This window comes from Streptomyces neyagawaensis (assembly GCF_023516595.1).
GTDB classification, from domain to species: Bacteria; Actinomycetota; Actinomycetes; order Streptomycetales; family Streptomycetaceae; genus Streptomyces; species Streptomyces neyagawaensis.
On sequence record NZ_JAMGBG010000193.1, the window covers coordinates 1 to 12,629 of the forward strand.

General features: G+C 71.2%; 15 protein-coding genes and 1 pseudogene. 3 read left to right on the forward strand and 13 right to left on the reverse strand.

Going from position 1 to position 12,629, the window contains the following annotated elements; genetic code table 11:
• The 9 genes from M8J73_RS42870 to M8J73_RS42910 all read right to left on the reverse strand — a co-directional run.
• The coding region (locus M8J73_RS42870; RefSeq protein ID WP_249829852.1) for a lyase family protein at positions 1–566 on the reverse strand (566 nt) is incomplete at its 3' end.
• Between the two features lie 101 nt (positions 567–667).
• Positions 668–1,720, reverse strand: coding sequence for an asparaginase (locus M8J73_RS42875; RefSeq protein ID WP_055538671.1), 1,053 nt, complete (start codon positions 1,718–1,720; stop codon positions 668–670).
• An 8-nt stretch (positions 1,721–1,728) separates the two neighbouring features.
• A complete protein-coding gene (locus tag M8J73_RS42880) occupies positions 1,729–3,171 on the reverse strand; it encodes an amino acid permease (RefSeq protein WP_055520787.1) in 1,443 nt (480 codons plus the stop codon).
• Positions 3,168–3,845: a FadR/GntR family transcriptional regulator gene (locus M8J73_RS42885; protein WP_055538665.1), complete on the reverse strand. Its 678-nt coding sequence runs from the start codon at positions 3,843–3,845 to the stop codon at positions 3,168–3,170. The genes M8J73_RS42880 and M8J73_RS42885 overlap by 4 nt, the downstream gene beginning before the upstream one ends.
• Before the next feature lie 164 nt (positions 3,846–4,009).
• Positions 4,010–4,843, reverse strand: coding sequence for an undecaprenyl-diphosphate phosphatase (locus tag M8J73_RS42890; RefSeq protein ID WP_055538666.1), 834 nt, complete (start codon positions 4,841–4,843; stop codon positions 4,010–4,012).
• A gap of 92 nt (positions 4,844–4,935) precedes the next feature.
• Positions 4,936–5,310, reverse strand: a complete 375-nt coding sequence (gene crcB / locus M8J73_RS42895; RefSeq protein WP_055538667.1) for a fluoride efflux transporter CrcB — start codon at positions 5,308–5,310, stop codon at positions 4,936–4,938.
• Complete coding sequence (locus M8J73_RS42900) at positions 5,307–5,723, reverse strand: DUF190 domain-containing protein (protein ID WP_055538668.1); 417 nt, start codon at positions 5,721–5,723, stop codon at positions 5,307–5,309. The genes crcB (M8J73_RS42895) and M8J73_RS42900 overlap by 4 nt, the downstream gene beginning before the upstream one ends.
• Positions 5,720–6,211 (reverse strand): fluoride efflux transporter CrcB, encoded by a 492-nt coding sequence (gene crcB, locus M8J73_RS42905; RefSeq protein WP_055538669.1) that lies wholly within the window; start codon positions 6,209–6,211, stop codon positions 5,720–5,722. The genes M8J73_RS42900 and crcB (M8J73_RS42905) overlap by 4 nt, the downstream gene beginning before the upstream one ends.
• A 90-nt stretch (positions 6,212–6,301) precedes the next feature.
• A complete protein-coding gene (locus M8J73_RS42910) occupies positions 6,302–7,294 on the reverse strand; it encodes an SMP-30/gluconolactonase/LRE family protein (RefSeq protein WP_055538672.1) in 993 nt (330 codons plus the stop codon).
• A 179-nt stretch (positions 7,295–7,473) separates the two neighbouring features.
• Between M8J73_RS42910 and M8J73_RS42915 the strand changes: the two genes are divergently transcribed.
• Entirely contained in the window at positions 7,474–8,307 is an 834-nt protein-coding gene (locus tag M8J73_RS42915) for an ATP-grasp domain-containing protein (protein ID WP_055538670.1), read from the forward strand.
• A 219-nt stretch (positions 8,308–8,526) separates the two neighbouring features.
• Positions 8,527–9,339 carry a hypothetical protein gene (locus M8J73_RS42920; RefSeq protein ID WP_055538673.1) on the forward strand — a complete coding sequence of 271 codons (813 nt, stop codon included), beginning with the start codon at positions 8,527–8,529 and terminating at the stop codon, positions 9,337–9,339.
• Between the two features lie 76 nt (positions 9,340–9,415).
• Here M8J73_RS42920 and M8J73_RS42925 read toward each other — a convergent pair whose 3' ends face one another.
• The 3 genes from M8J73_RS42925 to M8J73_RS42935 all read right to left on the reverse strand — a co-directional run bounded on the left by M8J73_RS42925 (position 9,416) and on the right by M8J73_RS42935 (position 11,623).
• A complete protein-coding gene (locus tag M8J73_RS42925; protein WP_249829853.1) occupies positions 9,416–10,003 on the reverse strand; it encodes a hypothetical protein in 588 nt (195 codons plus the stop codon).
• An 81-nt stretch (positions 10,004–10,084) separates the two neighbouring features.
• The gene (locus tag M8J73_RS42930; protein ID WP_169797904.1) at positions 10,085–11,233 is read right to left on the reverse strand and encodes an FtsX-like permease family protein; all 1,149 of its coding nucleotides are present in this window, start codon (positions 11,231–11,233) and stop codon (positions 10,085–10,087) included.
• A gap of 201 nt (positions 11,234–11,434) precedes the next feature.
• Entirely contained in the window at positions 11,435–11,623 is a 189-nt protein-coding gene (locus tag M8J73_RS42935) for a hypothetical protein (protein ID WP_240501582.1), read from the reverse strand.
• Between M8J73_RS42935 and M8J73_RS42940 the strand changes: the two are divergent.
• Positions 11,537–12,131, forward strand: a pseudogene (locus tag M8J73_RS42940) (LuxR C-terminal-related transcriptional regulator). The gene M8J73_RS42935 and the pseudogene M8J73_RS42940 overlap by 87 nt on opposite strands.
• Before the next feature lie 221 nt (positions 12,132–12,352).
• On the opposite strand, the gene M8J73_RS42945 reads toward M8J73_RS42940, so the two are convergent.
• The coding region (locus M8J73_RS42945; protein ID WP_249829854.1) for a glycosyl hydrolase 53 family protein at positions 12,353–12,629 on the reverse strand (277 nt) is incomplete at its 5' end.

Sequence of the window (12,629 nt, forward strand, 5' to 3'; positions counted from 1 at the left end):
CGGCCCATCTTGAGCACGTCGCGGAACTCGACCGCCTTGCGGGCGAACGCGTCCTGGAGGACGGCCATCGCCTTGAGCAGTCCCCGCACCGCGAACACCGTCGCGATCTTCACCGCGGTCGGGTAGACGTCATTGGTGGACTGGCCGAGATTGACGTCCTCGTTCGGGTGCAGGAACTCGTACCGGCCCTTGGCGTGGCCGAGGAGTTCCAGCGCCCGGTTGGCGACGACCTCGTTGGCGTTCATGTTCGTCGACGTACCCGCGCCGCCCTGCACGACATCGACGACGAACTGGTCATGCAGCTTTCCGTCGCGGATCTCGCGGCACGCGGCGATGATCGCCGCCGCCTTCTCGGGGGCGAGCAGGCCCAGTTCCTCGTTCGCGCGGGCCGCGGCCTCCTTCACCGCGGCCAGCGCCTCGATCAGATGCGGGTACGCGGAGATCGGCATGCCGGTGATCGGGAAGTTCTCCGTGGCGCGCAGGGTGTGGACACCCCAGTACGCGTCGGCGGGAACGTCCCGGTCGCCGAGCAGGTCGTGTTCGCTGCGGGTGACTGCGGCGGTCATCGCGGTACGGGTCCTCTTCTTTGAGGTTTGAGGTGGATCAGACGTACGAGGTTCGTCGGTCGTACGTGGTGCTCAGGGCGTACGAAGTGCTTCGGGCGTGGTCATGCGTACGAGGAGGGGGTGAGGGGGTCCAGGGCGCGCGCCGGGCGGATGTGGCCGACCACGTGGCCGCCGCCGAGCAGCGGAGCGCCCGCGAACTCGGCGAGGGCGACCGGGTCGACGCCCACCCGGGCGAGGGCCGCCGCGGTGACGGGGACCCGGGCCCGGTCGGCGCCGTCGGCGATCTTCACGGCGACGGCGCGGCCGTCGGGGAGGGCGGCGACCTGGACGCCCTCGAAGCCGTCCTTGCTGAGCAGTCCGGGTACGGCCCGCATCAGCGCCGCCACGTCGCGCCCGGCGCCGGAGGCCATCTCGGCATGGTCGCGCATCGCGTCGGCGACCTGGCGCTCGGGGGTGCCCTCGGCGGCGGTGGTGATCCGGGCGAGGGCGCGGGCCAGGCCGTGCAGGGAGACGGAGAACAGGGGGGCGCCGCAGCCGTCGACGGTCACCCGGGCGATGGCCTGCCCGGTGAGGTCCTCGACGATCTCGGCGATGGCCTGCTGCAAGGGGTGCGCGGGGTCGACGTAGTCGTCGAGGGACCAGCCGTTGAGCTTGCAGGTGTGGAGCATGGCCGCGTGCTTGCCGGAGCAGTTCTGCGCGAGCCGGGAGGCCCGGCGCCCGTCCCGGATCCACGCGTCGCGCACGGCGGGGCCGTACGGCATGTCCGCGACGTTGCGCAGGTCGTCCTCGGTGGCGCCGGCCAGCTCCAGGATCTGCCGGGCTCCGGCGAGGTGGCGTTCCTCGCCGGAGTGGCTGGCCGCGGCCAGCGACAGCAGTGCGCCGTCCAGGGGCAGCCCGGCGCGCAGCATGGCCACGGCCTGGACCGGCTTGAGCGCCGACCGGGGGTAGAACGCCGCCTCGATGTCACCGAGTTGGAGTTCCACCTCCCCGTCGGCACCCAGCACCACGACGGAGCCGTAGTGGATGCCCTCGATGACCCCACCGCGTACGAGGTGGGCGACGGGGGCGTGGAGCGGCTCCCGGATCGCGGGGGCCGCGGCCACCGGAGCCGCGGGGGTACCCGGGGCGCCGGTGGTCGTGGGGTGGTACGTCACTGCCTGGTTCACGCATCCGCTCCGGTCGACTTCCGGGCGACACGGCCGCGTATGCCGTACCAGCCCGCCACGAGCGCGCCCACGATCAGCGGGACGCACAGCACCGTCGTGCGGCCCGCGCCGCCGTCGGCGTACATGAGGACCAGCACGGACGCGAGGAAGAAGAGCGTCACGAGTTCGGTCCAGGGGGAGCCCGGGAGCTGGTAGCTCGGCCGGGTCAGTTCGCCCTTCTTCGTCTTCTGCCAGAAGAGCAGGTGACAGATCATGATCATGCCCCAGGTGGAGATGATGCCGATCGCGGCGAAGTTGAGCACGATCTCGAACGCCTCGGCGGGGACCACGAAGTTGAGGCCGACACCCAGGACGCAGATGCCGCTGGTGAGCAGGATGCCGCCGTAGGGGACCTGGCTGCGGCTCATCACGCCGGTGAACTTCGGGGCGGAGCCGGACATCGCCATCGAGCGCAGGATGCGGCCGGTGGAGTACAGACCCGAGTTGAGGGAGGACATCGCGGCGGTGAGGACGACCAGGTTCATGATGCCGCCGGCCGCGGGGACTCCGATGTTGGAGAGCACCGTCACGAAGGGGCTCTCGCCGGCCTTGTACGAGGACCAGGGCAGCAGCATGGAGAGCAGGACGACGGAGCCGACGTAGAACAGGCCGACACGCCACATGATCGAGTTGATCGCCTTGGGCATGATCTTCTCGGGGTTCTCGGTCTCACCGGCGGCGACGCCAACCAGCTCGACGGAGGCGTAGGCGAAGACGACGCCCTGGATGATCAGCAGCATCGGCAGGATGCCGTTGGGGAAGACACCGCCGTTGTCGGTGATCAGGGCGGGGCCGGGGTTGTGGCCGTCGACGGGCTGCTGGGTGACCAGCAGGAAGATGCCGATACACATGAAGACGACGAGCGCGCCGACCTTGATGATCGCGAACCAGAACTCCAGTTCGCCGAACATCTTCACCGAGATCAGGTTCACGGTGAGGACCACCGCGAGGGCGATGAGCGCGATCACCCACTGCGGTACGTCCGAGAACATGCCCCAGTAGTGGGTGTAGACGGCCACCGCGGTGATGTCGGCGATACCGGTGGTGGCCCAGTTCAGGAAGTACATCCAGCCCGCCGTGTACGCGCCCTTCTCGCCGAGGAACTCCCGGGCGTAGGACACGAAGGCGCCGGACGAGGGCCGGTACAGGACCAGCTCGCCGAGGGCGCGGACGACGAGGAACGCGAAGACGCCGCAGACGGCGTACGCGATGAACAGGGAGGGGCCGGCGTCGGCCAGGCGGCCGCCGGCGCCGAGGAAGAGGCCGGTGCCGATGGCACCGCCGATGGCGATCATGTTGACGTGCCGGGCCTTGAGGGACTTGCTGTAGCCCTCGTCGCCCGCGTCGACATGGGGTGCGGCCGGTGTGCGCGTCTCTTCTTTGAGGTGCTGCTCGCTCACGCCTCGGGTCCGCCTTCCGTGGAACTGGTCGTGCGTGGGGACCGCACGATGTCGGTGAGGGTGGTCTCGACGCGGTCGAGGTGGTGGGACATGGCCTCCACCGCGTCGTGTTCGGAACCGTCGATCAGTGCCTCGACGATGGCCCGGTGCTCCCGGTTGGACTGCTCGCGACGGCCGCCCAGTTCGTTGAGGAAGGCCGACTGACGCGCCAGTGCGTCCCGGATCTCCTCGATGACCCGGCGGAACACCGGGTTCTGGGCGGCCTCCGCCACGGCCAGGTGGAACAGCGTGTCCATCGCGACCCAGGCGGTGGTGTCGGTCTCCCGCTCCATCCGGTCCAGGAGGTGCGCCAGGTGGTCCAGGTTCTCCGGGGTGCGGCGGGCCGCCGCGTACCCGGCGACCGGGATCTCCACGTGCCGACGCACTTCCAGCAGGTCGCTCGCCGCGTAGTCGCCGAAGGTGGGGTCCTCGACGGCGTTCGCGATCACGAAGGTGCCCTTGCCGGTGCGGGACTGGGTCAGTCCCATCACCTGGAGGGCGCGCAGTGCCTCACGGAGCACCGGGCGGCTCACTTCGAGCTGCCGGCACAGCTCCGCCTCGGAGGGGAGCTTGTCACCGATGGCGTACTCGCCGCGCTCGATGGCGCCGCGAAGGTGGGTGAGCACCGCTTCCATGGCGCTGACGCGCCGGGGTGCCGAGCCACCTGTCTGGCTGTCTGACAGGTTCACGGGGGTGATCCTGCGGGTGACGGGACAGGGCTGTCAAGGGGTGACCGGTTCGATCTTGGCGCTGGTCGGAGGGTGGATCACCCTCCGACGGTCGCGCGCCGGGGCCTTCGTCAGCTGAGGCCACCCGCCGCGAGCAGCCCGAACAGCAGCACACCGACGACGATCCGGTACGCCACGAAGACGTTGAGGGAGTTGCGGGTCACGAACCTCAGCAGCCAGGCCACCGAGGCGTATGCGACCGCGAACGAGACAGCTGTTCCCACGAGGAGCGGCGTGGCGCCGACGCCGGCCCCGAGGGCGTCCTTCAGCTCGTAGAGCCCGGCGCCGGTCAGGGCCGGGATGCCGAGGAAGAAGGAGAGCCGGGTGGCGGCGACCCGGTCGAGGTCGAGCAGGAGCGCGGTGGACATGGTGGCGCCCGAGCGGGAGAAGCCGGGAAACAGCAAAGCGAGGATCTGCGAACCGCCGACCAGCATCGCGTCCCGGACGGAGGTGTCTCCCTCGCCGCGCTTGTGCCGTCCCCACCGCTCCGCGGCCCACATGACCGCGCTGCCGCCGATCAGCGACCCGGCCACCACCCACAGCGAGGCGAGGGGCCCCTCGATCAGCGGCTTGGCGAGCAGCCCGACGAGCACGACGGGGGCGGTCGCGGCGATCACCCACCAGGCGAACCGGTAGTCGCGGTTCTCCCGCTCCCCCGCGTCGCGAAGTCCCCGGAACCAGGCGCCGACGATCCGCGCGATGTCCTTGCGGAAGTACACGAGCACCGCGGCGATGGCGCCGACCTGGATGACCGCGGAGAACCCGACGACCGCGCGGTCCTCGACCTGGATCCCCATGAGCCCCTCGGTGATCTTCAGATGGCCCGTGGAGGACACCGGCAGGAACTCGGTCACCCCTTCCACCGCTCCGAGGACGACGGCCTGACCGACGGTGATGGCGCTCATGTGGTCCAGTTCTGCTCAGCGGAGGACGCGACGACAGGCAGTGTCGTACTACAGCCGGGTAAGGGCCCCGAACAGCTGGACGAGTGCCCGGCTCACCTCCAGAGGGCCTCCGCCAGCGCCACACCGGCGAAGGCCGCGCCCAGCCCCGCCGCGACGCTTCCGATCACGTACAGGGTGGCGTGGAGGCGGGCGCCGTCCTGGGCGAGCCGCAGCGTCTCGTAGGAGAAGGTCGAGTAGGTGGTGAGCGCCCCGCAGAGTCCGGTGCCGAGGAAAAGTCGCAGGTCGGAGCTGGCGGCGCCGGCGGCCACGGCACCGGTGAGCACACCGAGGACGAGGGAGCCGACGACGTTCACGGTGAAGGTGCCCCAGGGGAAGACCGTGTCGTGCCGGGACTGCACGGCCCGGTCGGTGAGATAGCGCAGCGGTGCGCCGACCATGCCACCGACGACGACCAACACCCAGTTCACGACGTTCTCTTACCTTCCTCATGTGTTCCGGCGCGGCCGGCCGGGGCGACGACCTCGCACGCGTCGAGCGTCACCAGCCCGTCGGGGACCAGGTCCGCCAGCTCCGGCAGGAAGGCCCGCACGCGTTCCTCGGTGTCCACGACGACCACCGCGACGGGCAGTTCCTCGCTGAGCGACAGCAGACGTGAGGTGTGGACGATCGAGGAGGCACCGAAGCCCTCGATGCCCCGGAACACGCTCGCGCCGGCGAGGCCCGCCGTGTGCGCCCGGTGCACGATCTCGCTGTAGAGCGGCCGGTGGTGCCAGGTGTCCTGCTCACCGATGAGGACGGTCAGGCGCAGGGCCGGCCCGGTGAGCCGGGGCCACGTCCGGCGGTCCGCCGTGTCAGGGGTGTCAGGGGTGCCAGGGGTCATCGTCGCCTCCGTGCCAGGGTCAGGCGTGCCGTGGTGGCCGCGAGCCAGACCGCCGCGAGGGCGGCCAGGAGGGTCGCGGCGAGATAGGCGAGGGCGGTGCGGGGGTGACCCTCGCCGAACAGGTTCCGGATGTCGACGGCGTAGGTCGAGAAGGTGGTGAAGCCGCCGAGCACACCGGTGCCGAAGAACGGCCGGACCAGACGGTGGGCCGCCCATACCTCGGTGATCACGACCATGAAGAGGCCGATGACGAAGCAACCGACGACGTTCACCCAGAACGTGGTCCAGGGGAAGCCGGTGGCCTCGGTGGGCCAGAGCTGGGAAGCGCCGTAGCGGGCGGCCGCGCCGATGCCGCCGCCGACGGCGACCACCGCGACGACGGGCCCCTGGCCGTGCCACGGGGACGGCCGGCGGGCAGGGGTTCGCGGGGTGGCGGGGACCTCGGCGGCTTCGGCGGCTTCGGCCCTCTCGGAGTGCGGGACTGTCATGTGCGTACGTCTCCTACTCGCGCCCGCACCGCCGCGCCGCCCGGCGGATCGCGGCTGGTCGACAGCGTAACGCGGGGGCCGGACGGCGGCTCAGTCGCCCACCCCCGGCAGCTCGCACACCGCGACGCCGCGTTCCCACAGGCTGCCCAGGACCAGGCGGCCCTCGGCCACGCAGGCACTGGTGACCATGCGGAACCGGGAGTGACGGTCGACGGCCGTGTGGACGATCCCGCCCCCGTCGTCGACGGTGACGACCCCGGCGAAGCCGAGGGGGCGGTACGGCGCCCGCACCGCGACCCGGCTCGCGGCCCGGCGCACGGCGGGGCGGGCGCGGTGGAGCAGGTCGAGCGCGGCGATGCGCGGCCCGGCGAGCGCCACCCGGATCAGTCCGTCGGGGCCGCGCCACATGTTGTCGGGCGAGCCCGGCAGGTCCTCGACGAACGGTTCGGCGGTGCCCGCCCTCGGTCCGGTGAGCCGGTGGCGGAGAAGCCGGCGGGTCCCGGTCTCGGCGACCACGAGGAACGACTCGTCGGCGGAGGGGGCGAGTCCGTTGGCGAACTGCAACCCGTCGAGGACCACCTCGGGTTCCTTCTCCCCCGGTGCGAGGCGCAGCAGCCGCCCGGTCCCCGTGTGCTCGACGATGTCGCCGATCCACCGGTCGAGGGGGTAGCGGCGGGTGGAGACGGTGAAGTAGACCGTCCCGTCGGAGAGGGCCACCACGTTGCTGCAGAACCGCAGCCGCTCGCCGCCCGCCTCGTCGGCGAGGACGCGAACGGTGCCGTCGCCGGTGGTGACCCGCAGCAGGCCCCGCTCCGCGTCGCACACCAACAGGTCGCCGTCGGGCAGGAGTTCGAGGCCGAGCGGCCTGCCGCCGGTGTCGGCGATCGTCTCGACGCGGGCCCGTCCCGGTGGGGCGAGACCTTCTAGCCTGAGGACGCGGCCGTCCTCGACGCCGGTCAGCACCCGTCCCCGGTCGTCGGCGACGACGTCCTCGGGTCCGCGTCCGCCGATCCCGACGAACGCGCGCGGTACGAGGCCGACGCCCCCTCCGTCTCCGTGCGCGGTACGCGTCGTGCCCGGCATGTCGCCTCCCGATGGTCGTCCGGTCGTGGTGGACCGGTGGTGGTGGACCGGTTGCGGTCGTCCGGTCGTGATCGTCCGGTCGTGGTGGTCCTCGGGTCGGTGGCCCATCCTCGCAGGCGGTCGCTCCCGTGTCCGCGACCTCGGGTTAGGTTGGGCCCACCGATCGAAGAGGTTGTGCCGTGCCCGCTCGCCCCCGCCTGCTGTACGTGACGGATCTGGCCTACCCGGCCCGCGGCCGGCGCTACGGCGACGAGGACGTCTTCCTCACCTCACGGTTGCGCGCGGAGTTCGACCTCGCCCTGTGCCACCCGCTGGACGCGGCGGCCCTCATGGACGGCTTCGACGCCGTCGTGGTCCGCAACAGCGGGCCCGTGCTGCGCTACCGGCGGGAGTACGACGCCTTCCGCGAGCGGGCGGCGGCGAGCGGCACCCCGGTCTACAACCCGCTGACCGGCCGGGCCGACATGGACGGCAAGCAGTATCTGCTCGACCTCACGGCGGCCGGGTTCCCGGTGATCCCCACGGTCGACCGGCCCGAGGACCTGGGGCGGCTGGCCGGGGCCGACGCGTACGTGGTCAAGCCGAGGGCCGGCGCCGACTCCATCGGCCTGCGCTTCGTGACGGGTACGGACCTGGCGGGCCTGACCTGGGACGACGTGCTGGTGCAGCCGCGCGTCGACTTCCGCTACGAGGTGTCCTTCTACTACGTCGACGACACGTTCCAGTACGCCCTGCATGCCCCCGACCCCGAACGGCGCTGGGTGCTGGAGCCGTACGAGGCGACGGACGCCGACCTCGCCTTCGCACGGCGGTTCATCGACTGGAACACCCTCGACCACGGCATCCAGCGGGTGGACGCGTGCCGGACCCGGGAGGGCGAGCTGCTGCTGGTCGAGCTGGAGGACCTCAACCCGTATCTGTCGCTCGACCGCGTCCCCGAGTCCACCAGGGACGCCTTCGTCGAGGCCATGGCCGACTCCCTCCACGCCTTCCTGCGCACCGCCGGGCGCTGAACGACCGGAGGAGCGTCCCGGGTGGCCCGCGGTCGACGTCCAGGTGAACTCGCGACCCCCGCAGAACCGCGTCCCGCCACAGCCGTGTAACAGCGGCTCCGCGGTGCAACTCCCGCCCCACCCTGTCGGTCGAACCCGGTGTGTCGCACACCTGCGCCGCGGCGGAACCGGTGCCGCCCGGCGCGACTCCTCCAGTCCCGACCGAACTCGGAGTTGACCGTGCCCAGGAAGTCCCCGCACACACGGCTCGTCGCCACCGCCGCCCTCCTGCTCACCGCAGGCGCCCTGCCCGCGCCCGCCGCCGCGGCACAGCCCTCGGGCGCCTCCCCCGGCGACGCCTACGTGCTGAAGGTCAGCACCAACCCGACCAGCACCGGCTACGACAAACGCCGCGTCGACGTCACCGGCACCGTCACCAAGGCCGACGGCACCCCGGCGCCCCACCTCCCCGTCACCGTCCAGGAGGTCATCCGCTTCACCACCTGGAATCCGTGGGGCGACCCGATCGACCCCAACTACTACGAGCCGCGCGACCTGGGCAAGCCGGTCACCGACGCCAGCGGCAAGTTCACCATCCGCAATGTGAACATCGACCACATGTCCGGCAGCAGCCTGCTCAACGTCCAGCGGGGCGTGGACATCACGGCCCTCTACGACGAGGACGGCGACCTCAACACCCCGCAGGACGGCTACTACGCCGACACCAGCGTGACAACCAAGGCCAAGACCAGCTCCGTCAGTTACAAGGTCAACAAGAAGAAGGTGAAGGCGGGCGACATCCTCACCGTTCAGGGCAAGGTCACCCTCCCCAAGGGGGTCGAGCCCGGGGGCACCGAAGTCTTCCTGCAGACCAACTGGGAGAGCGAGTACGACGTGAGGACGACCACCGAGGACGACGGCTTCTTCGTGATGTCGGTGCGCGTCTCGGGCTACGACGACACGTTCGCGCTGCGCACGGCTCCGAGGGACTTCTACGTGGCGGGTGCGCACAAGAGGCTCCCGATCACCAACACCTCGCTGCGCCGTCCGTAGCCCCTGCGACGGGTCACCACCGCGCACCGTGGTGACCCGTCTCTACAGGGACGTGGCCTGACGGGCCCTTCGGCCGTCAGTTGAAGATGTCCAGGAGGTCCGTCCAGGAGCCGTCGTCGTCCGCCGGGCGGGCCCGCAGCGGACGCGGCTGCGGGTAGGTTTCCGCGGCCGCCCTCGCGCGGACGATGTCCGGTCCGCCGCACGCCTCGACCGCGAAGGCGCCGAAGACCTTGGCGAACGCGGCCGGGTCGCGAAACTCCACGCCGAGCGCCCGGCCGTCCCGCAGGGGGACCCACACCACCCGCTCCAACCGTGGCCAGTCCAGCACCGGCTGGTCGTCCGCGGTCGACCGCCCCTCCAGCCACAGCCTCGCCACGTGCAGCAGGTTCACCTTCTCCATCGGCAGCCGCTTGCGCCTCACCCGCAGTTCACGCGTCGTCAGTACGACCCGCTGGTCCTTCTTCGGATACCAGACGACGCCGACCCCGAACGGCACCCACAGCAGGACCCCGATCATCGGCCATACGAGAGCGTCGCCCCACGACCGGAACAGTCCGCCGTCCAACAGGTACAGGGCTCCGAAGACCAGCACCCACTTCGTCGTCATCCGCCAGAACCCGGTCCCCTGCCGGTAGAGGACCCGCCGCTTCGTCGTCATCGCCATACCCGCACGCTATCCACCTCCCCATGGCCGCCGACGAAGTGGAGGCGGTTCCTCCCCCCTCCCCCCCCGTCCGCGTATCCCTTATGCCGCTTGCCTCCGCATCGTCTTCGCGGTGACCGCGATCCCGGCCACCACGGCCGCCAGCAGGGTGCCGACGACGGCGGTCGTGATGGCGCCGGTGTTCAGGTGCAGGTCCACGTCGGACGAGGTGGTCTCGGAGAGGCCGGTCGCCATGCCCGACAGCGGGGCCAGCGTCACCAGCACACCGAGCGCGGCGCCGACGGCGACGATCAGGGCGGTCTCGCACGCCGAGACCAGCAGCAGTTGGCGGACGGTGCCACCGGCGGTCCTCATCACCTCGAAGTCGCGGCGCCGGCCGTGGGCGGCCATGGCCATGCTGTTGACCACGGCGATGACGCTGTAGCCGACGGCGAGCACGATGAGCATGGAGGCGAGGCTGTCGGTGAGCTCGGCGTCGGTGTCGTAGTCGGCCAGTGCGTACGCGGCGGCGTCGTGCAGCGCGGTGCCGGGGACGGAGTCGGTGGCCTTGGCGTCACCGGGGACGAAGATGTCGTCGGTGAGCGCGGCCGGGTCGTGGGCCCGGACCAGACCGCGGGCGACCACGAAGGCACCGCGGGCCGGGTCGTCGGGCAGGACCGCCCCGACCCGCAGCGTGACGACCTTGCCGTCGGCGAACCGGACCGAGACGTTCTGGCCCTTCTTCAGACCCAGGGCCCCGGCGGTGCTCTCGCCGAGGACGGCCTCGCCCGGCTTGCTCCAGCGAGGGTCCCGGCTGCCCAGGACGTCCAGCACGGTGGCGTCGGCCGTGTTCCCTCCCCGCTCCGCGCTCCTGTCGGCCCCGCCGTCGTCCAGCACAAAGGCGCGGGTCGGCAGGGCGGCCTTGCCCACCGGGTGGGCGGCGACGACCTCGTCGGTGTTCCCGGGCGTGCCGTCCGGGGTGACGATCGTCTGGCCCGAGACCTTCAGGGCCTCGCCCGCCGGGTAGGCCACCCGCATGGTCTCCACCATGCCGCTGAGCAGCACCGTGAAGCCGATGGCAGCGATCACGGGCGCCACCAGGGAGGCGGCACGGCGCGGGTTGGCGACCAGTTCCGCTCGGATGAGGACCGGGCCCGCGGAGCCGCCGCGTTGGAACGGGGCGGTCAGGAACCGGCCGACGGGCCCGATGAACGCGGAGGTCAGCACAGCGGCCGCGACGATCAGCGTCATGGTGGCAAAGATCGCCATGTTCACGCGGTTGTCGGCGCTTGCGGTGGCGGTCCCGACAGCGAGGAGTACACCGGTACCGAGGACCGCGAGTCCGGCGATCCAACGGCCGCTCCCCATGCCCTTGTTGGCGGAGCGGCTGTCCAGGAGGGCCTCGACGGGGGGCGACCCGGGCTGCCTTGCGGCCGGCGGTCCAGGCGCCGATCACACTGACACCGACACCGATCGCGGAGGCCGTGAGCAACGGCCAGGCGGCGACGGTGATTCCATGCCGGGCGGGGCCACCCCCAGGTCGTCGAGGAGGGAGTGCAGCAGCGGGGCGGCAGCCACGCCGACCGCGCAGCCGGCGAGCGAGCCGAGCAGGCCGACCACCGCGGCCTCACCGATGATCATGCGCTTGATCTGGTGAGGGGCGGCACCGACGGTGCGCAGCAGAGCGACGACGGGCTGCGGTCCGCGGTGAAGCTGCGCCAGGAGTTCCCCGGGCTTCCGGTGCTCGTCCTCAGCCAGTACGTGGAGCGTTCCTACGCGTTGCGCCTGCTGGACTCGGGCGGCGGGGCCGGGGTGGGCTACCTGCTCAAGGAACGGGTGGGTGCGGTGGCCGACTTCACGGCCGCGATCGAGCGGGTGGCTGCCGGGGGGACGGTGGTGGACCCGGAAGCGATCCAGCAGCTGGTCCGGCTGCGCCAGGACCCGTTGGAGCGCCTGAGTGCCCGGGAGCGCGAGGTGCTCGGGCTGATCGCGGAGGGCCGCACCAACGCGAACCTCGCGGCACACCTGTTCATCAGCGAGGCGGGCCGTCAACAAGCACATCGGCAATATCTTCAACAAGCTGGACCTGCCGGTGAACACCGACGGCCACCGACGGGTCCTGGCGGTCCTCGCCTTCCTGCGGGCATGACGGGCATCCCCGCACTCCCCAGTGGGGGGAGGGCGGAGCCGGTGCAGTCGAAGACATCACCGAAACGTTCGTGGCTCGATGCCGATGCCGTTGGCGGGCAGCCGGCGCAACTGGTGCAGGGTGTGGCGGCGTGCAGCATCACCTCGTCCGGGGAGATGCTGCACGCCGCCGACGACAGTGAAGCGGACGGTGATCCTGCCGCCCCGGTTCGGTCCCTCGGGCTACCGGTGGCTGAACCACGCCATCGCCGGAAGCGCCCTGTCGTCGTAACCGAAGAGCGCCTGGTTCTCCCAGCCGTTTCCGGAGGACGCGTCCGTGGGGTCCCAGCCGTTGCCGTTGACGGCGGTCCAGGTCGACTCCCAGTAGAAGATCCCGAGGCCGCGGCCGTTCGGTACGGCCTCGACGATGCTGGCGACGTCCTTCATCCAGCGTGTCTGACCGGCGGTGCTGGCCGGGTAGCCGGACACCAGCTCACTCGGCACGTCGATGATGTTCTCG